Origin of the sequence: Oceanobacillus sp. Castelsardo, assembly GCF_001659985.1 — a bacterium.
Lineage (GTDB): Bacteria > Bacillota > Bacilli > Bacillales > Amphibacillaceae > Oceanobacillus.
Window position 1 is genome coordinate 128,497 of the sequence record NZ_LYCS01000004.1, and the last position, 25,081, is coordinate 153,577.

23 protein-coding genes and 2 tRNA genes are annotated in these 25,081 nt (G+C 34.6%); 3 read left to right on the forward strand and 22 right to left on the reverse strand.

Annotated elements, in window-relative coordinates; translation table 11 throughout:
* Window positions 1–26: 26 nt before the first annotated feature.
* Window positions 27–509 carry a LiaI-LiaF-like domain-containing protein gene (locus tag A9178_RS09070; RefSeq protein ID WP_068674524.1) on the forward strand — a complete coding sequence of 161 codons (483 nt, stop codon included), beginning with the start codon at window positions 27–29 and terminating at the stop codon, window positions 507–509.
* 36 nt (window positions 510–545) lie between these two features.
* Here A9178_RS09070 and yihA read toward each other — a convergent pair whose 3' ends face one another.
* The 12 genes from yihA to racE form a co-directional block, all read right to left on the reverse strand.
* Window positions 546–1,130, reverse strand: a complete 585-nt coding sequence (yihA, locus tag A9178_RS09075; protein WP_068674526.1) for a ribosome biogenesis GTP-binding protein YihA/YsxC — start codon at window positions 1,128–1,130, stop codon at window positions 546–548.
* Between the two features lies 1 nt (window position 1,131).
* Entirely contained in the window at window positions 1,132–3,447 is a 2,316-nt protein-coding gene (gene lon, locus A9178_RS09080; RefSeq protein WP_068674528.1) for an endopeptidase La, read from the reverse strand.
* Between the two features lie 392 nt (window positions 3,448–3,839).
* Window positions 3,840–5,117, reverse strand: a complete 1,278-nt coding sequence (gene clpX / locus A9178_RS09085) for an ATP-dependent protease ATP-binding subunit ClpX (RefSeq protein ID WP_068674530.1) — start codon at window positions 5,115–5,117, stop codon at window positions 3,840–3,842.
* Window positions 5,118–5,414: 297 nt separating this feature from the next.
* On the reverse strand, window positions 5,415–6,701 hold the full coding sequence (gene tig / locus A9178_RS09090; RefSeq protein WP_068674533.1) for a trigger factor: 1,287 nt from the start codon (window positions 6,699–6,701) through the stop codon (window positions 5,415–5,417).
* Between the two features lie 143 nt (window positions 6,702–6,844).
* Window positions 6,845–7,828 (reverse strand): tetratricopeptide repeat protein, encoded by a 984-nt coding sequence (locus A9178_RS09095; protein ID WP_068674534.1) that lies wholly within the window; start codon window positions 7,826–7,828, stop codon window positions 6,845–6,847.
* Window positions 7,829–7,947: 119 nt separating this feature from the next.
* A tRNA-Arg gene (locus A9178_RS09100) sits at window positions 7,948–8,021 on the reverse strand.
* A gap of 5 nt (window positions 8,022–8,026) precedes the next feature.
* Window positions 8,027–8,100: transfer RNA gene (locus tag A9178_RS09105), tRNA-Gly, on the reverse strand.
* 293 nt (window positions 8,101–8,393) lie between these two features.
* The gene (locus A9178_RS09110) at window positions 8,394–8,906 is read right to left on the reverse strand and encodes a metallophosphoesterase (protein WP_068674536.1); all 513 of its coding nucleotides are present in this window, start codon (window positions 8,904–8,906) and stop codon (window positions 8,394–8,396) included.
* 20 nt (window positions 8,907–8,926) lie between these two features.
* Window positions 8,927–9,526 carry an XTP/dITP diphosphatase gene (locus tag A9178_RS09115; protein WP_068674538.1) on the reverse strand — a complete coding sequence of 200 codons (600 nt, stop codon included), beginning with the start codon at window positions 9,524–9,526 and terminating at the stop codon, window positions 8,927–8,929.
* An 11-nt stretch (window positions 9,527–9,537) separates the two neighbouring features.
* On the reverse strand, window positions 9,538–10,287 hold the full coding sequence (gene rph / locus A9178_RS09120; RefSeq protein ID WP_068674539.1) for a ribonuclease PH: 750 nt from the start codon (window positions 10,285–10,287) through the stop codon (window positions 9,538–9,540).
* Between the two features lie 209 nt (window positions 10,288–10,496).
* On the reverse strand, window positions 10,497–11,621 hold the full coding sequence (locus tag A9178_RS09125; protein ID WP_068674541.1) for a GerMN domain-containing protein: 1,125 nt from the start codon (window positions 11,619–11,621) through the stop codon (window positions 10,497–10,499).
* Between the two features lie 163 nt (window positions 11,622–11,784).
* Window positions 11,785–12,609, reverse strand: coding sequence for a glutamate racemase (gene racE, locus A9178_RS09130; RefSeq protein ID WP_068674543.1), 825 nt, complete (start codon window positions 12,607–12,609; stop codon window positions 11,785–11,787).
* Window positions 12,610–13,121: 512 nt separating this feature from the next.
* Here racE and A9178_RS09135 point away from each other — a divergent pair.
* Entirely contained in the window at window positions 13,122–13,346 is a 225-nt protein-coding gene (locus tag A9178_RS09135) for a helix-turn-helix domain-containing protein (protein ID WP_010651078.1), read from the forward strand.
* Between the two features lie 135 nt (window positions 13,347–13,481).
* Here A9178_RS09135 and sdhB read toward each other — a convergent pair whose 3' ends face one another.
* The 3 genes from sdhB to A9178_RS09150 are packed head-to-tail and all read right to left on the reverse strand — an operon-like array spanning window position 13,482 to window position 16,663.
* Window positions 13,482–14,246, reverse strand: coding sequence for a succinate dehydrogenase iron-sulfur subunit (sdhB, locus tag A9178_RS09140; protein WP_068674545.1), 765 nt, complete (start codon window positions 14,244–14,246; stop codon window positions 13,482–13,484).
* Between the two features lie 18 nt (window positions 14,247–14,264).
* Window positions 14,265–16,016, reverse strand: a complete 1,752-nt coding sequence (gene sdhA, locus A9178_RS09145) for a succinate dehydrogenase flavoprotein subunit (protein ID WP_068674547.1) — start codon at window positions 16,014–16,016, stop codon at window positions 14,265–14,267.
* A gap of 26 nt (window positions 16,017–16,042) precedes the next feature.
* Window positions 16,043–16,663: a succinate dehydrogenase cytochrome b558 subunit gene (locus tag A9178_RS09150; RefSeq protein ID WP_068674549.1), complete on the reverse strand. Its 621-nt coding sequence runs from the start codon at window positions 16,661–16,663 to the stop codon at window positions 16,043–16,045.
* Between the two features lie 382 nt (window positions 16,664–17,045).
* Here A9178_RS09150 and A9178_RS09155 point away from each other — a divergent pair, with 382 nt between their 5' ends.
* Entirely contained in the window at window positions 17,046–17,486 is a 441-nt protein-coding gene (locus A9178_RS09155) for a DUF2507 domain-containing protein (RefSeq protein WP_068674551.1), read from the forward strand.
* A 25-nt stretch (window positions 17,487–17,511) separates the two neighbouring features.
* Here A9178_RS09155 and uvrC read toward each other — a convergent pair whose 3' ends face one another.
* From uvrC to A9178_RS09190, 7 genes are all read right to left on the reverse strand, one after another.
* Window positions 17,512–19,302 carry an excinuclease ABC subunit UvrC gene (gene uvrC / locus A9178_RS09160; protein ID WP_068674553.1) on the reverse strand — a complete coding sequence of 597 codons (1,791 nt, stop codon included), beginning with the start codon at window positions 19,300–19,302 and terminating at the stop codon, window positions 17,512–17,514.
* Between the two features lie 98 nt (window positions 19,303–19,400).
* Window positions 19,401–19,715 (reverse strand): thioredoxin, encoded by a 315-nt coding sequence (trxA, locus tag A9178_RS09165; protein WP_068674555.1) that lies wholly within the window; start codon window positions 19,713–19,715, stop codon window positions 19,401–19,403.
* 199 nt (window positions 19,716–19,914) lie between these two features.
* On the reverse strand, window positions 19,915–20,892 hold the full coding sequence (locus tag A9178_RS09170; protein WP_068674557.1) for an electron transfer flavoprotein subunit alpha/FixB family protein: 978 nt from the start codon (window positions 20,890–20,892) through the stop codon (window positions 19,915–19,917).
* Between the two features lie 29 nt (window positions 20,893–20,921).
* A complete protein-coding gene (locus A9178_RS09175) occupies window positions 20,922–21,695 on the reverse strand; it encodes an electron transfer flavoprotein subunit beta/FixA family protein (RefSeq protein WP_068674559.1) in 774 nt (257 codons plus the stop codon).
* 28 nt (window positions 21,696–21,723) lie between these two features.
* Window positions 21,724–22,497 (reverse strand): enoyl-CoA hydratase, encoded by a 774-nt coding sequence (locus A9178_RS09180; protein WP_231889815.1) that lies wholly within the window; start codon window positions 22,495–22,497, stop codon window positions 21,724–21,726.
* A gap of 46 nt (window positions 22,498–22,543) precedes the next feature.
* Window positions 22,544–23,140 (reverse strand): fatty acid metabolism transcriptional regulator FadR, encoded by a 597-nt coding sequence (locus tag A9178_RS09185; RefSeq protein ID WP_068674564.1) that lies wholly within the window; start codon window positions 23,138–23,140, stop codon window positions 22,544–22,546.
* A 174-nt stretch (window positions 23,141–23,314) separates the two neighbouring features.
* Window positions 23,315–24,997 carry a long-chain-fatty-acid--CoA ligase gene (locus A9178_RS09190; protein ID WP_068674566.1) on the reverse strand — a complete coding sequence of 561 codons (1,683 nt, stop codon included), beginning with the start codon at window positions 24,995–24,997 and terminating at the stop codon, window positions 23,315–23,317.
* Window positions 24,998–25,081: the final 84 nt, after the last annotated feature.

A 25,081-nucleotide genomic window follows, 5' to 3' on the forward strand; every position in this document is an offset into this window, starting at 1 on the left:
CGAACTGTAGAAGGGATTCGTTAAAAATGAAGAAAAATAATTCATTACTAGCATATATATTAATCATAATTGGGATATTCTTTTTACTTAAACAATTAAAAATTCCTCTTATTACTAATTTTTATTCATGGCAAACTGTCTTAATCGTTACCGGTATCATATTCTTATTTTATAGTTATGTACAAAAAAAGGATCAGCATTTATTTAGCGGAACAATTATATTAGGACTAGGAATTCACTTCTATGGTTTAGAACATTATCATTTCTGGAGCCATCACTGGGGAATGTATACTATAATTATAGGAATTGCCTTTATAATTAGAGCAACCAAAACAAAAAAAGGATATATTTTAGGTTTATTATTTGTCGGATTTAGTATTTTCATGATTTTTTCATCCACAGTACCTGCTTATTTTTATTGGATAAATGATGTTACTCGAATTATTACGTATTACTGGCCCATTATTCTAATTTTAATAGGGTTGTATTTATTAAAGAAAAAGAAATAACCTCAACATTGGTTATTTCTTTTTCCATTCCATTATTTATTTTATGAAGCTTCGTAAAATGGCCCATGCCTCATCTTTACCTTCTCCTGTTTCCGATGAAAAAGGTAACACAACATCATCAGAATCAAATTGTAAGGCTTGTTTCGTTCGTTTAATGTGCTGTGCACGTTTACTCTTAGGAACTTTATCTAACTTCGTTGCAATTACGATAACCGGAAGCTCAAAGTACTTAAGGAATTCATACATTTGTATATCATCACTAGTAGGCTCGTGACGAACATCCGTAATTAAAAGAACTGCTTTTAATGTTTCACGAGTTTGAAAATATTCTTCCATCATCGTTCCCCATTTTTCCCTTTCCTTTTTGGAAACTTTCGCATAACCATAGCCCGGAACATCTACAAAATAAAAAGCTTCATTTATTTTATAAAAATTTAAAGTTTGGGTTTTACCGGGTTTAGATGACGTTCTTGCCAAATTTTTTCTGTTAATTAATTTATTGATAAAAGAAGATTTCCCAACATTTGATCTACCTGCTAAAGCTATTTCTGGAAGTCCTTCATTTGGGTATTGCTTTTTACTTACGGCACTAATTACTATTTCTGCATCTGTTACTTTCATTTTATTCCTCCACTAATGCATGTTTTAATACTTCATCTAAATGCTTTACAGGTATAAACGTTAATCCTTCTTTTACACTTTCCGGGATATTTTCTATGTCTTTTTTATTATCTTCTGGAATGATAATCGTTGTTAAACCAGCACGGTGAGCACCGAGAGATTTTTCTTTTAGTCCACCTATAGGTAATACCCTGCCTCTAAGGGTTATTTCCCCAGTCATACCAACCTCTTTTTTGACAGCACGGCCTGATAAAGCGGAAACAAGAGCCGTAGCCATCGTTATGCCTGCAGAAGGGCCATCTTTTGGAGTTGCACCTTCTGGGACATGTATATGAATATCATATTTTTCATGAAATTCCGGATCAATATTCAGTTCTTTTGCTCGGGAACGAATATAACTAAATGCAGCTTGAGCCGACTCTTGCATTACTTCTCCTAACTTTCCAGTCAAAGTAAGTTTTCCTTTTCCAGGATAATGACTAACTTCAATAGATAAAATATCTCCACCTACTGTTGTGTATGCAAGTCCTGTTGCAGTTCCTATCTGGTTTTCCTGTTCCATTAAACCATACCGAAAAATTGGTTTACCAAGAAGCTCTTCTATACTCTTTTCAGTAATAATAACACGCTTTTTCTCTTCCGATGTAATGATCTTGGCAGTTTTTCTACAAAGTTTAGCGATTTGTCTCTCTAGACCACGCACCCCTGCTTCACGAGTATAAGTTCGGATTAGTTTCATTAAAGCATCATCACGGATTTGCAAATTCCCTTTCGTCAAACCATTTTCCTTTATTTGCTTAGGTATCAGATGTTCTTTTGCAATATGCATTTTCTCGACTTCCGTATATCCCGCGAGTGAAATCAGTTCCATACGGTCTAATAGGGGACCAGGAATAGAATTCACGTTATTTGCTGTAGCAATAAATAAAACATTTGATAAATCATAATTTTCTTCAATAAAATGATCACTAAAGGTACTATTTTGTTCTGGATCAAGAACCTCTAACATTGCAGATGCTGGATCACCTCGAAAATCATTGGACATCTTATCAATTTCATCGAGTAGAAAAACAGGATTAATCGTCCCTGCTTTTTTCATACCTTGCATAATTCTACCTGGCATTGCACCGATATACGTTCTTCTATGACCTCTAATTTCTGCTTCGTCACGAACCCCGCCTAATGAAATTCGAACAAAGTTACGGTTAACAGATGAAGCGATTGATTTAGCTAGAGATGTCTTCCCGACTCCCGGTGGGCCAACTAGACATAATATTGGTCCTTTTATTGTATTCGTTAGTTTTTGAACAGCTAAATACTCTAAAATTCTTTCTTTTACTTTTTCCAATCCATAGTGCTCACTGTTTAAAACCTTTTCTGCCTTTTTAATATTTATGGTGTCTTTTGTTTTATTCGTCCAAGGAAGAACTAACAGCCATTCTAGATAATTACGTATAACTGAGCTCTCTCCAGAACTTTGGGGGACCTTTTCATATCGACCTAATTCTTTTAAAGCAACTTCCATAATATGCTCAGGCATATCTGATCCTTCAATCTTTTCTCTAAGGCTATCCACTTCGCCCGTTTTACCATCTTTATCCCCAAGTTCTTTCTGTATCGCTTTTAATTGTTCACGAAGATAGTATTCTTTTTGGGTTTTTTCCATAGATGATTTTACACGTTGCCCAATTTTCTTCTCTAAATCTAAAACCTTTTTTTCATTTGATATATAATGTATTAATTTCTTTATTCTTTGTTTAACATCTTGAATCTCAAGAATCTCTTGTTTTTCTTTCACTTTTAAAGATAAATGAGAAGCAATGATATCCGCTAACCTGCCTGGCTCTTCAATATCAATAACGGTTGCTAACGTATCTTCCGTAACTTTTCTAGAAACTTTTATGTATTGTTCAAATTGATTTAAGAGCGACCTCATGAGGGCCTCTTCCTCATAATTGTCACCATGAATATCTTCCAATTTTTCTATTTCTACTACAAACTCATTTTCTGTATCAATAAAACGCACTATTTCCCCACGATATAATCCCTCTACTAATACACGCATAGTACCATTAGGAAGCTTTAATGTTTGTTTCACTTTCACCAATGTACCGATTTGATAAATATCATTCGTTTCTGGTTCATCAAGACTTACTTTCTTTTGAGCTGCTAAAAATATAGTCTGATCATCCATCATTGCTTTTTCTAAAGCTTGAACAGATTTATCTCTACCTACATCCAAATGCATAACCATAGTTGGAAATACAAGTAAACCGCGTAGTGGAAGGAGGGGAACTTGAATTAAATCTTTCGTCATGAATTGTAACCTCCAAATATGTGACTTGCCTAACGTTAAGTTCTAAAAGTTCACCGGTCCTTTTGAACAACCTCTAAAATTTTAAAGTTAATCCATTTGTTTGTAAACTAAAACAAACTTCAAATTTATTATTTACGTATCTTATTATACTAAACATTTATAAGAACATAAATTATTTAAAGTCTTTCATCGGTTTTAGAATGTATGTCTTTGTTGCACTTATGCCAAATCTTTACGATAGGGTGAGTAATCGTAGCCATAAAGAAATATTTTTATACCTTCTTGTCAAAAAAGAGACTAACTTAAGCCAACAGCCCCAAAGATGAGGGCCGTGTTGCTATGTAGTCTCTTTTTGCATAATTCCATTTTATCTTAATTTTAATTGTACTTGTTTATGCACTCTCTTTTGGATGTTTTTTAATTCCCTCTTGTACCGTTCCATCGTTAAATACCAATGTCGGACTTCCATTTTCACTTAGAATAGTATCCTTTGTAATAATACATTTATCAATATCTTCTCTAGATGGTAATTCAAACATAACGTCAAGAACGATTTCTTCTATAATAGAACGTAATCCTCGCGCACCAGTTTTTCTTTCAATTGCTTTTTTGGCAATTTCAATAAGCGCTTCTTGTTCTATTTCTAATTCAACGTTATCCATTTCGAATAGCTTTTTGTATTGTTTAACTAATGCGTTTTTAGGTTTAGTTAGAATTTCAACTAGCGCACTCTCATCAAGTGGTTGAAGCGCCCCAATTACTGGGATTCTACCGATAAACTCAGGAATTAAACCGTAACGCAATAAATCTTCTGGTAATACCTGTTGAAGTAATTGACCCATATCTAAATCTTCTTGTTTAGAATTTGAACCAAAACCAATTACCTTTTTACCTAAGCGGCGTTTTATAACTTGATCAATACCATCAAAAGCTCCACCTAAGATAAATAAAATGTTCGTTGTATCAATTTGTATAAACTCTTGATGAGGATGTTTACGTCCACCTTGTGGCGGTACACTTGCAACAGTTCCTTCTAAGATTTTTAATAGTGCTTGTTGTACGCCTTCCCCAGAAACATCACGAGTGATAGACGGATTTTCTGATTTACGAGCCACCTTATCAATCTCATCAATATAGATAATTCCTTTTTCTGCTTTTTCAACATCATAATCAGCAGCTTGTATTAGTTTTAATAATATGTTTTCAACATCTTCCCCAACATAACCCGCTTCCGTAAGCGAGGTTGCATCAGCCATTGCAAAAGGAACATTAATAATTCTTGCTAATGTTTGTGCAAGTAATGTTTTACCACTACCCGTTGGTCCAATCATCGCAATATTACTTTTAGCCAATTCAACATCATCATTACTTTTCGGAGAGTTAATACGTTTGTAATGATTGTATACTGCTACAGATAAGTTCTTTTTAGCTTTTTCTTGTCCAATTACATAATCATCAAGAATCTCGCAAATTTCTTTTGGTTTTGGAATTTCTTTTAATTCCATTTCTTCGTCCGTACCAAGCTCTTCTTCCACAATTTCCGTACATAACTCTATACATTCGTCACATATATAAACGCCCGGTCCGGCAACTAATTTGCGTACTTGATCTTGGCTTTTACCACAAAATGAACATTTTAATTGTCCTTTTTCTTCATTAAATTTAAACATACATTTTCACCCCTAAATATCCTAAAATCTAGGTTTCAGTTTATAGACATCATATCAGAAGACTTTCAAAAAACAAAATAAAAACCTCTGATTTTTCTTAAAGAAATTAAAAATAGTTTTTTTATTATTTTTATTATTATTGGTGTTTTAAATATTTCTTATACTATATGAGTGAGCTTTCAATTTAAGTCGTCTTTACTATAAATAATACAAAACAAGGTGCGATTATACTTTCGCACCTTGTTGCATTTATCCCGCATTATGTGATTTAAAAATGTTCTAGTACGTTATAATTTTTTAAACAGCTTTACTATTCTCTGCTAAGAAATCAATTGCTTTTCTCATCAACAAATCATTTTCAATTACTTCAGTATTTCCACCTAAAAGCGGAACTATTTGTTTAGCATCCATGCCATACATGCTTGCCATTTTTTCTAGTTCTTCGTTAATATCTTCTTCAGCAACTTCAAGATTTTCCGCTTTAGCAATTGCTTCTAAAGTTAAGTTAGTTCGAACGCGTTTTGCTGCATCTTCTTTCATTTGTTCTTTTAATGCAGCTTCATCCTGACCAGAGAATTGTGAATACATTTCCATTGTTAAACCTTGCATTTGCAAGTTTTGTTCGAATTCGCGAACCATTTGGTCTAATTCAGTTTCTACCATAGCATCAGGAATATCAACTTCTACATTTTCAGAAGCTTTTTCAATTAATTGTTGACGTTTTTCATTTTCAGCGTTTTGTTTACGTTCTTCCTCAAGCTGTTCTCTTTTCTTTTGTTTTAATTCATCAAGAGTTTCTACTTCATCATCAACATCTTTAGCAAACTCATCATCTAATTCAGGAAGTTCTTTGGATTTTACTTCGTGTATTTTCACTTTGAAAGTAGCTTCTTTTCCAGCTAATTCCTCAGCATGGTAATCTTCTGGGAAAGTTACTTTAACTTCTGTATCTTCACCTGATTTTTTACCAATTAGTTGTTCTTCAAATCCAGGTATGAATTGACCAGAGCCAATTTCTAATGAGTGGTTTTCACCTTTACCACCTTCAAATGCTTCCTCACCTAAGAAACCTTCAAAGTCGATAACCGCTGTATCACCTTCTTGAATTTCTTCCTCTTCTTTCACCACTAATTCTGCATGGCGGTCACGAATACGGTTGATTTCAGCATCTACGTCTTCTTCAGTTACTTCTACAGATTGTTCTTCTACTTCAAGACCTTTATATTCACCAAGTTTTACCTCAGGTTTAACTTCAACATTCGCTGTAAAAATAAGATCTTTCCCTCTTTCGATCTGCTCAATATCGATTTCAGGTTGTGCAATTGGGAATATATCTGTTTCTTCAACAGCTTTTCCATAGGCTCCTGGTAATACAATATCTACTGCGTCTTGATATAAAGCTTCCACACCAAAACGTTTTTCAAAAAGCCCACGTGGAACTTTACCTTTACGGAATCCAGGCATTTGAACATCTTTAACAACCTTTTTGAAGGCTTGATCTAACGCTTTTTCAAATTCATCTGCTGGTACTTCAAATGTTAGTACCCCTTTATTACCTTCTTGTTTTTCCCATTTAGCTGACATATTTATTTCCCTCCAAAAACTATTATATCCATTTCATAATTATGTAAATTACGATAATTACTTTTTACTCTACTAAGTATTTTGCAACCACTATATTATAACATAATTCGTTCTGCTTTCAAGCATTTATCACATATCTCTTCTTACCCATCAATAATGCTTTGATAAAGCGATTCACTGAATTTTATTTTATCTATGTATTCATCTAGTTTTTCCGTATATTCCCGAGTTTGATTAGATGTAATTCCTAAAAATTCTTTCCCAATCAATTCTAAAGCCTCAGCAATATAGATATAATCATCTTTTGGCGGCTTTATCGGATACATGACATAAGTATAATCATATAATAGTTTAGTAATCAAATGGTATAACGATGGGTTATCTTGCTCTATTTCCCTTAGTAATACTTTAGTTGCTCTTATAGGTTCACTTTCTTTCACCCATTCTAATTCTTCTGGAATTACATTAAGAGTTACATTAAATTTACTAACCTCTACTTCATTCATCCATTCCATTCCTTTTAACCACTCTATTATCGCTGTTTTTGCAAGAGGATGAACGTGATCATCTACTAGAAGTTCAATTATTTGATTAGAGGGATTTGCATTAAGTGATTTCAATTTCTCTACTTGTCGCCATTGTTCATCAAAATTATTTTCCTCTACGGCTTTAAACAAATCTTCAAAAAGGATAGCCTCTTTCTCCAAATTCATATCTATATTCATTTTTTCGCTTATTTCATATAATTGTTTAAATTGCTCTCTTTGTAAACTAGGTATATCCTTTTTTTGAAATTCATATACAACCTGATCCATTAATAAGTTATATTGGTTCGTTTGAAATAAGATAGTTAAATATATATGTACATAATGATAATAATGTTCATCTTCTAGTTTTAATAAATCCTCACATAAATTCTGGGCTTCATTAAATTCACCTAACTCCATAAGACAAATTAACTTTCCGGTTATAATTTCATGATTGTCAACATGATAGTTAATTAACTCATCTAATTTAATTAAAGCTTCATCATATTTTTTTTCTTTAAGAGCGACTAAGCTTTCTTTTTCCAATTCTTTCTTCCATTTAGGAAAAAGGATTATTTTATCATCGCGTTGTATGCGCATTCATTCACCTTCTTTCATGAAATTATTCTTTTTTATTACATATAAATTCCCTATAAGTTTAAAATTAAACATAAAAAGAGAAACCAATCAGTTGGTTTCTCTCTAGTAGTTGATTCAAACGTCCCAGGAGAGATTCGAACTCCCGACCCACAGCTTAGAAGGCTGTTGCTCTATCCAACTGAGCTACTGGGACATAACTGGAGCGGGTGATGGGAATCGAACCCACGACATCAGCTTGGAAGGCTGAGGTTATACCATTTAACTACACCCGCATTATTAATATAATAGTACTTTTAATTCAGTCTCGATCAACATGCCTCTCCATCTACTAGCATATTCAAGGAAGAGAATGCTTCGAGGCAACTCGTAGATTATTCGGGAGAAGTATTGCTCGTGGCTGAGGTTATACCATTTAACTACACCCGCATATCTAATTCTATATCTATAATATTATTTCAACGACAAATTTTATTATAGTTAAATTGACATTCTTTGTCAACACTTTTATATAAAATATTTAGGGAGGGAAATTAGAATAATCCCTAACTAATTTCCCTCAAGGATTCTATTTAAAAGAAGCCGTATAAATTAATTCTTTAACTTCAGAACCGTCTAGCGAGTAGAATTGAACGTTAATCTGATCAGTAGATTCCCATTTTAAAATGGCATATGTTTTTTCGTGTCTATTTCGTGGTAAACGAATACTTCCGGGATTAATAAATAACTGTTCTTCAATCTGTTCGGCCCCAGCAATATGAGAATGACCAAAACAAATAACGTTTGCACCAATTTCCTTGGCTCTATATGATAGCTTCAAAAGAGTTGATTTCACCTGAAACAAATGTCCATGTGTGACAAAAAAAGTTAAACCACCAATTGAAATAATTTCTTCTACCGGATATCTTGAGTCAAAGTCGCAGTTTCCACGAACCTTATACATTCCATAAAGTTCTGAGGAAGGATATTCCAATTCAGAATCACCACAGTGAATCATCTTAATATTTGGGTGCCGATTTTTTATTTCTGTGATTTCTTCTTTTAGTCCATGACTATCACTTATAACTAAAACTTCATACATAAACGACGACAGCCCCTTTGTTAAATAAATAAAGTATCTATCAAGTCCTCTAATTTATCCATTGCACGGCTTCGATGGCTTATCCGATTCTTTTCTTCTGACTCTAACTCTGCCATTGTCTGTTGATAACCATCAGGAATAAAAACCGGATCATAACCGAATCCATTTTCACCAGATGGAGATAAGGTAATTCTCCCTTCACATTCCCCTCTAACTAATTTCGTTTCCCCATTAGGTCTTGCTATAGCCAATACACAAACAAATCGTGCATTTCTTTGACCTTCTGAGATATCTTTTAATTCATGAAGAACCTTTTGTATATTTTGTTCATCGTTCTTTTGTTCCCCAGCATATCTAGCTGAATAGATACCTGGTCTACCATCAAGAGCATCGATAACTAGCCCGGAATCATCAGATAAGACAGCTCTATTTAAAATACGGCTAATCTCTTCCGCCTTTAATGATGCATTTTCTTCAAAGGTATTCCCGGTTTCCTCTACATCTGGAAGTTGTTCCTTGATGTCTAATAAAGAAAGGGCCTCTATATTTCTTTGAGAAAAAAACTCCCTAAACTCTTTTGCTTTCCCACGATTCTTAGTGGCAATAATAATTTGATTCATAAAAAAGCTCCTTATTTTTTGGTTTCCCCAATTCGTTCGGATAAAGTGCCAATGGTCTCTTTTTGAATCTTTATAATTTCCTCTAATCCTTCACTAGCAAGTTTCAACATCATTTTCAGCTGATTTATATCAAATGTCGCTTCTTCGCCCGTTCCTTGAATTTCCACAAATTCTCCTGAACCTGTCATGACGATATTCATATCGACATCCGCTTCAGAGTCTTCTTCATAATTCAAATCCAAAATTTCCATCCCGTCTTTTAAAATACCTACAGAAATTGCAGCTAAATAATCTGTTACAGGCATTTCTTTAATTGCTTTATTTTTTAGAAGTTCACCAAAAGCTAATACAACGGCAACAAATGCACCTGTAATGGATGCGGTTCTTGTTCCTCCATCGGCTTGAATAACGTCACAATCTACCCATACCGTTCTTTCACCTATTTTTTCTAAATCAACAACAGACCTTAATGCTCTGCCAATTAGTCGTTGAATTTCCATCGTTCTCCCACTAACTTTTCCTTTAGTAGACTCTCTAATATTTCTTTGGGTAGTAGCACGAGGGAGCATCGAATATTCAGCTGTAATCCACCCTTTCCCTTGTCCTCGCATAAACGGGGGAACCCTGTCTTCAATACTCGCGTTACAAATTACTTTTGTATTACCTACAGCAATAAGGACAGAACCTTCTGGGTGTGTTATATAATTTGGAATAATTTCTATAGGTCTTAATTGGTTATGTTCACGATTGTCATTTCTCATATGTAACTCCTCCTTATTTCCTTCATTAGCTTATCATATTTTGCTCAAAAGAAACACGAGAATTCATTAGATCATTTTAGAAACTCGGCATTCGCTGTTATGTTAGACGAATACTTTAGATGTATGTATGCAGATAGGCAGGTAAAGTTTTTATACTTTTCTCCCTATAATTAAAAGAAAAGAGGTTCAAAATTCGAACCCCTTTCAAATTACAGTTTTTCTGTTTTGGTAAATGTATCCTTTGTTACCGGCTCCTCGTATGATTCTCCGTTTTCATTTACAAGTTGGTCGACATTTTCTACCTTCACCTCAACAGCTTCTACGCCAGCTTGCTCAGTTAAAGTTCTAACTAATGTTTCCATTACCTCATCCGAAATAACAGATTTATCTTTATCTTTCAAAATACCTTCATTAAAACTTAATTTAAGAACCCCATCTTCCATTACTGGATCACTACTTAATTTAGTACCTACATTAAACACATGTACGATATTGGAGTTGTAACCAGGTCCTTGAATTAAAGAATCTACAACTGCTTCATAGATTTCCACATCTTCTTTTGAATCAACATACTGCGTAACAGGAACATAATACCTGTTTTCATTATGTTCTGACGGATAAAACATCGTTACAGGTGTAGCAGTTAATAAATCATTCGAATTAGATTCCACAACATTAATTCCATTTGTTCTTGCATATCCGTCTCCAATTGGAGTTCCATTAACCGGCATTTCCTCCTGAGGATGTCCATTTATCCACAATTGTACTTTTTTAACATTTTCGAATTGCGTTAAAGTGTATGTCATTGACTCTAAGATTTGAACTTCCTCATTTTCCTCATAGTTTTTAAATTCTTCGGACACATCTACAATCATCGTACCGTCTTCCTTTAAGTTAAGCCCTAATATTTCTGTTCCCTCTGGTAAGACTGCTTGAAACCCATTCGGTAATAGAGTAGTTACCGGTCCACCTTTTACAAGATGTTCCATAAGTTGCTTCCCGACTTCTGATGTTCCGGGTAATTCTATTGTTTGAGCAGAAACCATCCCATTTTTATCCACTAGGTATAATTCCCTAGGAACCATTTCTACGGTCGTTTCATCTGTTTCAGATCCCTTTTCCTCGGAATCAGCTGAATCTGTGGATTCTACATTCTCTTTTTCTTTCGCTTTCTCATTCATATTCTCAGAAGTCGAATCTTCTAAGCTATTTACAGCTTCCGCATCTTGTGGTGGATCCATTTCCTGTTCCAATGACTGTTCCCCTTGAAAACACCCAGATAAAATAAGCGAAAGCGAAACCGCGCCAACGATTAGAGCACCTTTCTTTTTCATGCTAATACCTCCTACGATAGTTTGTACTATAATGTATACGAGCTATCTCAAAAAAATAGACCTATCATAGGAAACTTCTAATGTAAAAATAAATTAAGACTTATTCAGCGTGAGATTTCTTACCCTCACTGGACCATGCCACAAACCCAAAAAAATCAGGAGTTTAAACCTCCTGATTTTTTCGCAAGCTAGCTCTCTTTATTTCTAACAAACTAAAATTAGAGTCTTTAAAGATCTTTCTAAATATATCAATAAACAGATCCAACTCACCAGTAGTATAAAATTGATGAATAGGTTCATCTATTTTACTACTCAATAATCCATGAACATCTAATATGGTACTTGTTTCTCTTGCAGTTTCTTCACTAGAAGAAATAATGGTTACATTGCCCCCTATAACTTCTTGTATCGTGTCTTTTAACAATGGATAGTGGGTACATCCTAATATCAATGTATCCATATCTTTATTATGTTTCAATGGACGGATAGATTCTTCTACTACCGATTTTGCTCCTATTCCTGTTAGTATTCCCTTTTCAACCATTGGAGCTAATAAAGGACAGGCTAATCCATAAACATGAATATCTGTATTTATTTTTTCTAATGCGCTCGTATAAGCACTACTACGAATCGTACCTTCCGTCCCGATTACACCAACATGATTATTTTTTGTGCATTTTATCGCAGCACGAGCACCAGGCTGTATTACTCCAACAACCGGAATATCTAATGACTGCTGTAATTCCTTTAGTGTAAAAGCAGTAGCCGTATTACAAGCGACAACTAACATTTTAATATTTTTCTCTAATAAAAAACGAACCATTTCCCACGTAAATAATTTTACTTCTTCAGCAGGTCTAGGACCATAAGGGCATCTAGCTGTATCTCCTAAATAAATTAATTTTTCCTTCGGTAATTGACGCATCAACTCTTGAACAACTGTTAAGCCACCAACACCGGAATCAATAACTCCAATTGCTCTGTCCAATAAAAATCGCCTCTTCTGTGCTGTATTTTTTTAGGTTAATTATTCAAATTTTATTCCATTATATTTTTAATTATACAAGCAACAGTTTATCATAACATCATATTCTGTGTATATACGTAAAAATAAAGAAGACTTGGTTCAGGTGGAGTTTTAACTCCACCTAAAATTTAGTCGCTCTTATTTCGAAGCTTGGCGGCACTTATCTCCCGCCTGTAGGGGCGGGAGTTTTAGTAACGCCGCGTAAATAAATAGTAATAAGTCCTTACTTCCCCATAATATGTAGTCAACTATTCCTATGTTACATTTACATTTTTAAATTTATCACGTCTTACAGCTAGTAAGCCTTGATAAGTAAACTTATTCACTTAAGTCTTAACAACAGTATTAATAATTTAAAATTTTACTTTTCACGCATGAAAACACTCACTAATTTTGAACGTTCTCATAAGCTATAGTGACTAGATAATTTCCCTTCAACATGCAGCTCTATAAGAGCAAGGAGGGGTTAACACTTGAAGGACAACGAGTATAAACCGAAGCAGTTATTAACCAAGCGAGAAAAAGAAGTATTCGAACTGTTAGTACAAGACAAAACAACAAAAGAAATTGCCCAGGAATTGTTTATATCAGAGAAAACTGTCCGTAACCACATTTCAAATGCTATGCAAAAATTAGGGGTTAAGGGGCGATCACAAGCTGTAGTTGAACTTCTTCGTATGGGAGAATTGAAACTTTAAAATATTAGGTTTTATCCCAATAGAAAGATCTGAACTACATGTGATTCATTATCTTATGAACCATTTACTTGAATTCATCAGTAAATGTCAAAAACCGACTTCCATAAAGAAGTCGGTTTTTGTTTTATACCTACATTAATGTGCATTGTCACTTCCAAAGAAATTCTTAAACGCTTGGATGTTAGTTGCACGGTTCATTGCAGCAATTGAAGTTGTTAATGGTATACCTTTTGGACAAACTTGTACACAGTTTTGTGCGTTTCCACAACCGCTAACTCCTCCTTCTTGCATCAACCCATCTAAACGTTCACTCTTATTCATTTCTCCTGTTGGATGAGCATTAAAGAGACGAGCTTGAGATAATGCTGCTGGCCCAATAAAGTTAGACTTATCATTAACGTTAGGGCAAGATTCTAAACATACACCACATGTCATGCACTTCGATAATTCATATGCCCATTGTCGTTTCTTTTCTGGCATACGTGGCCCTGGACCAAGATCGTGTGTACCATCGATAGGAATCCACGCTTTAACTTGCTTCAACGCATCAAACATTCGCTCACGATCAATAATCAAGTCACGAACAACGGGGAATGTTGACATCGGAGCTAGACGAACTGGCGTTTCTAATTCATCCACTAACGCAGCACAAGATTGTCTTGGTACACCATTAATGACCATAGAACAAGCACCACATACTTCCTCTAAACAGTTCATATCCCACTGAACTGGTGTCGTTTTTTCCCCTTTAGCATTAACAGGATTTTTACGTATTTCCATTAACCCAGAAATAACATTCATATTCTTCCGATAAGGTACTTCAAAAGTTTCCTCATAAGGAGCAGAATCTGGGCCGTCTTGCCGAGTTATTATAAATGTAATCGTCTTTTGTTCAGCCATTTAACTTCTCTCCCCCAATTAATGTTTTGTAGTGTAATCACGTTCACGTGGTGCTATTAATGATATATCCACGTCTTCATAACTTAATTTAGGCGCCTGATTTTTTACATCAAATTCAGCAATAGTAGTTTTCAAGAACTCCTCATCATTACGATTTGGGAATTCTGGTTTGTAATGAGCACCACGACTTTCATTTCGATTATATGCACCTAATGTAATTACCCTTGCAAGGTGAAGCATACTCTCCAACTGTCGAGTAAACATAACACCTTGGTTAGACCAACTAGATGTGTCGTTAATATTAATATTTTCAAAGCGCTCAAGTAACTCTTGAATTTTTTCATCCGTTTTTAGTAGTCTTGCATTTTCACGTACTACCGTAACATTATCTGTCATCCATTCCCCTAGTTCTTGGTGAATTTGATATGCATTTTCGTTACCATCCATGCTCATTAATTCTTTAAATTTCTCTTCCTCTTCTCTAACCCTAGAATCAAATAGCTCAGAAGAAATATCTTCAGCATGTTTATCAAGACCATCAATATATTCAATAGCCTTAGGTCCTGCAACTGAACCACCAAATACTGCAGACAGTAATGAGTTAGCACCTAGACGGTTTGCACCGTGCTGTGAGTAGTCACATTCCCCAGCAGCAAATATTCCAGGTATATTTGTCATTTGATTAATATCAACCCACATTCCACCCATAGAATAATGAACGGCAGGGAAGATTTTCATTGGTACTTTACGCGGATCTTCGCCAACGAATTTTTCATAGATTTCTATAATACCACCAAGTTTAATATCTAATTCCTTAGGATCTTTATGAGAAAGATCTAGATACACCATGTTTTCCCCATTAATTCCTAGTTTTTCATTTACACAAACATCAAAAATTTCACGTGTAGCAATGTCACGAGGAACTAGGTTACCATATGCCGGGTATCTTTCTTCAAGGAAGTACCATGGTTCACCATCTTTATAAGTCCATACACGACCACCTTCACCACGAGCAGATTCACTCATTAAGCGAAGTTTATCGTCTCCAGGAATTGCAGTTGGATGAATTTGAATAAATTCACCATTTGCATATTTAACACCTTGTTGATATAGGATACTTGCAGCAGATCCTGTATTAATCATAGAATTCGTTGATTTACCAAAGATGATTCCAGGTCCACCTGTTGCAAAGATAGTTGCATCAGAACGGAACGCTTTAATTTCATGTGACTTAATATCTTGAGCAACAATTCCTCTAGCAATCCCTTCCTCATCTAAAATAGCACCAACAAATTCCCAACCTTCATATTTCGTTACTAATCCTTCTACTTCATAACGTCGAACTTGTTCGTCTAATGCGTACAACAATTGTTGCCCAGTTGTAGCTCCTGCATATGCAGTGCGGTGATGTTGCGTTCCCCCAAATCGACGAAAGTCTAATAACCCTTCTGGTGTGCGGTTAAACATAACACCCATACGGTCAAACATATGTATAATGCCAGGTGCTGCATCACACATTGCTTTAACTTGAGGTTGATTCGCAAGGAAATCCCCGCCATAAACAGTATCATCAAAGTGAATCCAAGGTGAATCTCCTTCACCTTTCGTATTTACCGCTCCATTAATACCACCTTGAGCACATACTGAGTGAGAACGCTTAACCGGTACAATTGAGAATAAATCAACGTTGACGCCTGCTTCAGCAGCTTTTATTGTAGCCATCAGACCAGCAAGCCCTCCGCCAACAACAGCTATTTTGCGATTACCCATAATAACTCACTCCTTTTTCTCTATCTCTATACTCCATAAGCAAATGCGATTAGTGATCTTACTCCGATATAACTAAGCACAAGAAAGACTACTACGACACCATATGTAGTGATTTTTTGTGATTTAGGAGATTGTGTAATCCCCCATGTAACCATGAAGCCCCAAAGACCGTTTGAAAAATGGAAAACGGTTGAAATTACGCCAACTACGTAGAACCAGAACATAAATGGACTAGATAGAATACTTTCCATCAAACTGTAGTTAACTTCTACTACTCCTAGAGCCTTTTGAACACGGGTCTCCCAAACATGCCATACAATAAAAATTAATGTTACTATACCTGTGATACGTTGTAGAGCAAACATCCAATTACGGAAAAAGCTATAATTTTTCAAATTGTAGTTTGCTGTAAATGCAATGTATACACCTAGTACCGCATGAAATAAGATTGGTAGATAAATAACAAAAATCTCTAATAAGATCAAAAATGGAAGATTTCCCATAAAACCCGCTGCCCTATTAAACTCTTCTTCTCCATAAACAGCAAAATGGTTTACTACTAAATGTGTCACCAAATAAAGTCCAATTGGTACTACCCCAAGTAATGAATGTAATCTTCTGTTAAACAACTCCCTATGTACTGCCATTTTTATCCCCCCTTAGTAGATTAATAGAATGTGTAGTACATTTTAAAAATAAAGCGCTTTAATACAAATTTCGCCTCTTTTTAAAAATTGTACAATCTTTTATCAAGTTTATTGTACTTCTAACTATTGTAAGCGTCAAGAAAACGAAACAGTAAATTTATCGAATATAGGAATAATTGAGTAATAAAAGTTCATAATCGTAGCTTGATTAATCGCGGAATAAAATAGATAATATGATTTAGTAATCATTTTAACCGTCTATATGTACGTGTCCAAAATGAAGGATACCGGACTTTTGAACAACCTCTATAGGATGATAGTTTATAGGAACACCTAAAAAGAAATAGTATAGCTTACGAGAAGAATAGAAAGGATGACTTCCATGTCTAAAAAAGCCGATAAACTAACGATTTCACAACTAGAAAAATTACACACGAATGGTGCCGGCTACGATGCTCTAAGATATATAGGCTTACCGGAAGTGCTTGGTAAGGAAGCAAATTCCTTATTATATTTCATAGGAAAAAATTTAGCACGTAAAATAGAAATTGATTCATTAGAAACACTTATACTCATTTTTGAGACATTTGGATGGGGAAAACTTGAATTAATAAAAGAAAAGAAAAACGAATTAATCTTCCATTTAATGGACGATTCGGTAGTATTAAAGCTAAACGCTCCTTTTCATGCAGATTTTCGATTAGAGTCGGGATTTTTAGCTGAGGCAATTCAACAAATTGAAGGTAGAGAATGTGAATGTATAGAGGAGATAAATAAACGCATATATACGATCAAATTTGCTATATTCTTTACGGATAAATAAAAAGGGAAGGTAGTTACTATTAAAACTACCTCTCCTCCTCTTTACCTTTGTTTAAAAAATTAATAATTTCTTTTGCAGTGTTACTCGGTATCCCTAGTTTTGTAATTTCCTTCAAATCCGCGTTCTTTATACCATCTATTGACTTAAAATGTTGGAGTAGTAGCTTTCTACGCTTTTCTCCGACTCCAGGAATATTATCCAACTCAGATTGAAATAAGCTTTTTCCACGTAATTCTCGATGAAACGATATCGCAAAACGATGAACCTCATCTTGTATTCGTTGGACAAGATAGAATTCTTGAGATTTTCTTGACAAAGAAACTACTGCTGGAGGATCCCCATACAATAGTTCGCTCGTCCTATGCCGATCATCTTTAGCTAATCCACATAAAGGTATATCTAGACCCAGTTCATTTTCTAAAACATCAAGAGCTGCACTCATTTGCCCTTTACCACCATCTACAACAATCAAATCAGGCAATGGCAGACCTTCTTTCAAAACCCGAGTATATCGCCTACGTATGACTTCACGCATTGTCTCGTAATCGTCTGGACCTTTCACATCTTTAATTTTGTATTTTCGATAATCTTTTTTACTTGGTTTTCCATCCACAAATACAATCATCGCTGACACTGGATTTGTACCTTGGATATTTGAATTATCAAAGGCCTCAATACGATGTGGCGTTGCTATATTTAGTTCTTCGCCTAATTTTTCAACAGCAAGTATAGTCCTTTCCTCGTCCCTCTCAATTAAAGAAAACTTCTCTTTTAAAGCAATTTTTGCATTTTCAGAAGCTAACTCAACTAATTCTTTCTTTTTTCCTCTATAAGGGGTATAAACCTCTACTTCTAATAATTCATTCAACATGTCCGTTTGTGTTCCAATAGGTACTAATATTTGCTTAGGTTTAATATGTTGTTTGTGCAAATAAAACCTTCCAATAAAACTTAAGAATGTTTCCTCCGGAGAATCAAAAAATGGAAATAATGATACATCTCTTTCAATTAATTTTCCTTGTCTTACAAAAAACACTTGAACACACATCCAGCTTTTATCGTAACTATACCCAAAAATATCACGATTTACATTATCGTTAAGGGTCATTTTTTGCTGTTCCATAACCGATTCGATATGCTGAATTTGATCTCTGTATTCCTTTGCCCGTTCAAAATTAAGTTGTTCACTTGCTTCAAGCATTTTTTCTTTTAAATTCCGTTTAATATCTTTAAATCCACCTTGAAGAAAAGAAGTTATTTCTTGAATAATCGCTTGATATTCGGCGGTTGAAAGTGGATTATCCCCACACGCTCGGCACTGATTCATGTGATAATATAAGCAAGGTCGTCCAGATGGATTATTGCACTTTCGGAGCGGATATAATCGGTCTAATAATTTTTTAGTTTCCTTAGCTGCTATAACGTTTGGATATGGCCCAAAATATTTTCCTTTATCCTTTTTTAATTTCCTTGTAATTAAAAGTCGAGGATGTCTCTCTGAGGTTATTTTTAAATACGGATAAGATTTATCATCCTTCAGCATTATATTGTATTTTGGATCGTATTTTTTTATTAAATTCATTTCCAATATTAATGCTTCCATCTCTGTAGATGTAACAACATATTCAAAGTCAACTATCTCTTGAACTAAACGTTGTGTTTTTTGGTCATGTGCCCCTGTAAAATAGGAACGAACCCTATTTTTTAATGTTTTTGATTTTCCAACATAAATGACAGTTCCATGCCTATCTTTCATCAAATAACATCCAGGCTTAGCCGGTAATACAGCTAATTTTTCACTTATCGTTCGATTCATCATTTCAAATCCTTTTATAAAATAAATATCTAATAAAACCTTCTTTGAGAAAATCCCTTGTTACTTCATGTAACAAGGGATTTAATCGTGGTTATTCATTAAGCATGTTTATTAATTAAATCAACTAGAGCTTCTTTTGGTTGGTAACCAATTACTTGATCCACTACGTTTCCGTCTTTAAATAATAATAAAGTTGGAATACTCATTACACCAAATTTGCTAGCTGTTTCTTGGTTTTCATCCACGTCTAATTTGACGATTTGTACTTTCTCGCTCATTTCTCCATCAATTTCTTCTAGAACTGGAGCAATCATTTTACATGGACCACACCATGGAGCCCAAAAGTCTGCTAATACTAAACCTTTTGATGTTTGTTCAGCAAAATTTTTATCTGTAACATTTTCAATAGCCATCGTAATTCCTCCTTTTTGTAACTTTAACCACGTAGATTGAGTATACCATTGTTCGTATTGTACTTCCTAATACTTTGCTTATTCCCATTTAACAAAAGTTATAACTATGTCATATCAATTTTCTCTCGACTTTACCAGAGCAAATAAAACAAATGAGCCCTCTTCCTTTTATAGAATAGGCCCATTGTTATAAGTATAATTAACTTACTGCTACATTTTTAAATTCTTCGATTAACATTGGGATAACCTCGAATAAATCCCCAACGATACCATAGTCAGCAATATTAAAAATATTAGCTTCAGGATCTTTATTAATTGCTACGATTACTTTTGAATTAGACATTCCTGCAAGATGTTGGATTGCTCCTGAAATTCCAACAGCAATATATAAATCTGGAGTAACTACTTTACCAGTTTGTCCGATTTGTAGTGAATAATCGCAATAGTCCGCATCACACGCTCCACGAGAAGCCCCAACCGCTGCACCGAGAACTTCAGCAAGTTCATACAATGGTTTAAAGCCATCCGCGCTTTTAACCCCACGACCACCAGCTACGATTACTTTTGCTTCTGATAAATCTACACCCTCCGAAGCTTTGCGAACCACTTCTTTTACAATTGTACGTAAATCTTTAATAGCCACATCTACATTACTAATGTTTCCTGAACGGGAATCATCACGATCTAATGCAGCAATATTATTTGGTCTAATTGTAATGAAAGGCGTTCCAGATGTAATCACTTTTTTCTCAAAAGCTTTACCAGAGTAAATTGGTCTAATAAATACGGCTTGATCACCGCCTATTTCAATATCAATTGTATCTGAGATCAAACCCGAATCTAATTTACTAGCTAACTTCGGAGATAGATCTTTTCCGATTGACGTATGTCCCATGATAATTCCATCTGGTGATTCTTGTTCCACTACAGCCAATACCGCTTGTCCAAACGCTTCAGATGTATACGATTTCAAATTATCGTTTTTAACTGTTATTGCACGATCTGCACCATAATAAATAAGCTCTTGTGCTAAATTTTCCAAATCATCATTCGAACAAACTAAACCAACAACTTCCCCATCTGGTTTTATTTTTTTCGCAGCCGCTATGGCCTCAAATGATACATTACGAATTTCCCCTTCTTTTGTTTCTGCGATAACTAAAATTTTTTCACTCATGTCTGGCTCTCCCTTCTTTTGTCCCCTATTTAAATTACTTTCGCTTCATTTTTAAGTAGTGAAACTAGTTCTTTCACTTGTTCTTGTAATTCACCTTCTAAAACTTTTCCAGCTTCTTTTTCAGCCGGCAAGAAAATATCAATCGTTTTTGTTTTAGCCTCAACATCGTCCTCGTCAATGTCTAAATCATCTAATTCCAACTCTTCAAGTGGTTTCTTTTTCGCTTTCATTATCCCTGGTAAAGAAGGATAACGTGGTTCATTTAAACCTTGCTGACATGTAACGAGTAGTGGTAATGAAGTTTCAATCACTTCAACGTCACCTTCCACATCCTTTTCAATATTAACCGTCTCACCATCAATTGAAAGCTTAGTGATTGTTGTAACATATGGCATACCAAGTAGTTCAGCAACTCGAGGTCCTACCTGTCCACTAGCTTCGTCAATAGCAACGTTACCAGCTAGGATTAAATCCACTTCTTTATCTTCAAAAAACGCTTCCAAAATTTTAGCTGAAGTAAATTGATCTCCTTCTTCAAGATCTTCTTCCGTATTAATCAGAACAGCTTTATCTGCACCCATTGCTAATGCTGTTCGTAATTGTTTTTCAGATTCTTCATCTCCAATTGTGACTACTGTTACTTCACCACCATGTTCATCACGTTGCTTTATCGCTTCTTCTACTGCATATTCGTCATAAGGGTTGATAATAAATTCTGCCCCATCTTCTTCAATTACACCATTTGATACTACAATCTTTTCTTCTGTATCAAATGTTCTTTTTAATAATACATAAATATTCATTTAATATTCCTCCTTCATCTCTTATCCATTATTTATCCTGAAAATTAGGTTTACGTTTTTCTAAAAAGGCTTGCACTCCTTCTTTAGCATCGGCATTCGTAAATACTTTGCTGAATGCAATTGCCTCTTCCTGTACCCCTTTTTCAAACAACTCAGATTTAGAAAAGTTAACAAGATGCATAATTTGATTAATCACAGGTTTACTCATCGAGGCAATTTTTTCCGCTAATTTGGTTGCTTCTGAAATTAATTCTTGTTCTTTCACAACCTTATTAACTAATCCAAATGTAAAAGCTTCAGTTCCTGAAATCGGTTCACCGGTTAGCATCATTTCATAAGCTTTAGCATTACCAACAAACCTTGGTAAACGTTGAGTCCCTGCATATCCAGGAATAATACCTAAAGTTATTTCAGGTAATCCTAGTTTAGTATTTTCAGTGACGATTCGAATATGGCAAGCCATAGCTAATTCCAATCCTCCACCAAATGCACCACCGTGAATTGCCGAAATAATTGGTATAGAGAAGTTCTCTATACGATTAAAAAGTTCCTGCCCTTTATTTGAAAAAGTTTGACTATCACTAGAGTTTTGCATAGATGTAAATTCTTTAATATCTGCTCCAGCCGAGAAGAACTTTCCATCCCCTTTAATTACTACCGCTTTCACAGATTGTTCTTCTTCAATGCCATTTAATTTCCCTTCTAATTCAGATAGAAGAGTACTAGATAATGCATTTGCCGGTGGGCTTTGAATGGTAAGTTGCGCAATATTTTTATCTATTTCTAACTGAATATATTCCAAAAGTATCCCCCCTTTTTCTTCCATTGTATACGAGTTTATTAAAATTTTAAACTATTTTATCTATTCGACAAATACCGCCAAGTAATAATTGGTGAACTTGTTCAGTCTCAGCAGTTAGGTCGTACTTGCAATCTTTCATCACCCAATTCGTGACTATCTCATCAAGCGTTCCAAATATCATCTGCCTTACTAAAGGTATTTTCAAATCATCCCGAAATAGATTATCTTTTATTCCTTCCATAAGAATAGTATCGATTACTGTTAAGTAAGGTTTTAGTACACTATTTATTTCAAGACGTAATTGATAATTAGATTGCCTTAGCTCTAATTGTGTTACTATAGCCAAATTACGATCTTCTGAAAGTTGGGTGAAATGCATTTCAATTAATGCGAATAATTTTTCGTTTGCGTCTTTCTTTTTATTAATTTGAGTAACGGTTCTCTCAATAAATTGGCCCATTTTTTCTTTAAACATAGTAATTAATATATCTTCTTTGTTTTTAAAATATAGATAAATGGTTCCATCAGCTACACCTGCTGCCTTTGCTATTTTAGAAACCTGGGAACCATGGAATCCATTCTCTGCAATGACTTTAACTGCCGCTTCTATAATTTGATAATACTTTGGTCGATTATTTTTCATTTTTAACTCCTTACAATTCATTAGAAGACTTGCTATTAAGATAGGAAATACCTAGTTGTATTGAAGCAGGATAGGAACTTCAGAATGAATGAATAATCATTCATATTTTCATAGTAATAAAAATAGTTTAAAAAGTCAATTCAATAACATGTCCAATTAACCTGTAAAAAAAAATTATACCTTCTCTTTTTCTATATCCTCTTCTACTAATTTTCTTCTTAAAATCTTCCCTACAGCAGTTTTCGGTAATTCATCTCGAAACTCATATATTTTAGGAACTTTATAGACTGCAAGATTTTTCTTCATAAATTCATCTAATTCTTCCTCAGTTATTTGATACCCCTTCTTTAACACAATATATGCTTTTACTGTTTCGCCACGGTAAGAGTCGGGTACACCGGCCACAACTGCTTCTTGAATCGCATTATGTTCATAGAGGACTTCTTCCACTTCTCTCGGATAAATATTATAACCACTTGCAATAATCATATCTTTTTTACGATCTACAATATAGAAATAACCATCCTCATTCATATATCCTAAATCGCCAGTAAATAACCAATCATCCTTTAATACTTTCTCTGTCTCTTCTGGATTATTCCAATATCCTTTCATAATCTGAGGACCCTTTACAGCAATTTCACCAATTTCACCCAAATCCACTTCTTCTAAATCGGAGTCTACACGAAAGATTTTCGCATCTGTATCTGGCCACGGTACACCTATACTTCCATTTACCCGTTTTTCCCAAACAAAATTAGCATGAGTAACAGGCGAAGATTCCGTCAATCCATACCCTTCAACAAGTCTTCCTCCGGTTATCTCTTCAAATTTTTCTTGGACTTCAACAGGAAGAGCAGCAGATCCACTTAAACAAGCCTCAATAGAGGATAAATCATACTTATGCAGATCTGGATGGTTTAAAAGGGCAATATAAATAGTCGGCGCACCAGGAAATAAAGTAGGTCTTTGCCTTGATATCGCTTTCAGTACATCGTTAGGATTAAATTTTGGCATTAATATCATTTTAGATCCTTGCATCACTGAAAAGTTCATAACAGTTGTCATTCCGTACACGTGGAAAAACGGGAGAACTGCTAATACCGTTTGACGCTTATTTTTTGATTTGTATAACCAATGATCACACATTTGGACGTTAGCAACTAAATTATAATGAGTAAGCATCACACCTTTTGGATTACCAGTAGTTCCGCCAGTATACTGAAGAAGGGCTAAATCTTCTTTTGGAGTAATATCGACTTCTAAATATTCACTACTTGCCATATCCAACATATCTTTCCATACATGGGTATCATGTGTTTGTTCAACCTTAACGACTATGTTATATTCACGTTTTTGTATAAATGGGTAAATGACATTTTTGGGAAAGGGAAGATAATCTTTAATTCCAGTAACAATAGTATGATGAAGATTTGTTTTATTACGCACATTCTTTACTTTAGGCAACAAGATATCTAAACAAACAATAAATTTAGATTCTGAATCTATTAACTGATACTCAAGTTCTCTTTCTGTATACAATGGATTTGTTTGAACAACAATACCTCCTGCCATGAGTGTAGCGTAATAACTAATTACGGATTGCGGGGTGTTTGGAAGCATGATGGCTACTTTATCACCTTTCGCTAAACCTAGCGCTTGAAGATAACTAGCCATTTTTTTAGATTGTAAATAAAGTTCCGCGAATGTCATTTCTTTTCCCATAAAATGTAGCGCAGAATCTCCACTATACCGTTCAGCACTTTCACGTAAAAACATGTGTAATGACTTTTCATCATAAGTTATGCTTTTTGGTATTTCACTTGGATAATGATCATGCCACTTTTTATGTTCCACTTACATACCTCCTTTTTACTTATTATGACCATTATACAGATAAAATGCCATTTTTTGAATATTTATATAAAATAAACAACTCCA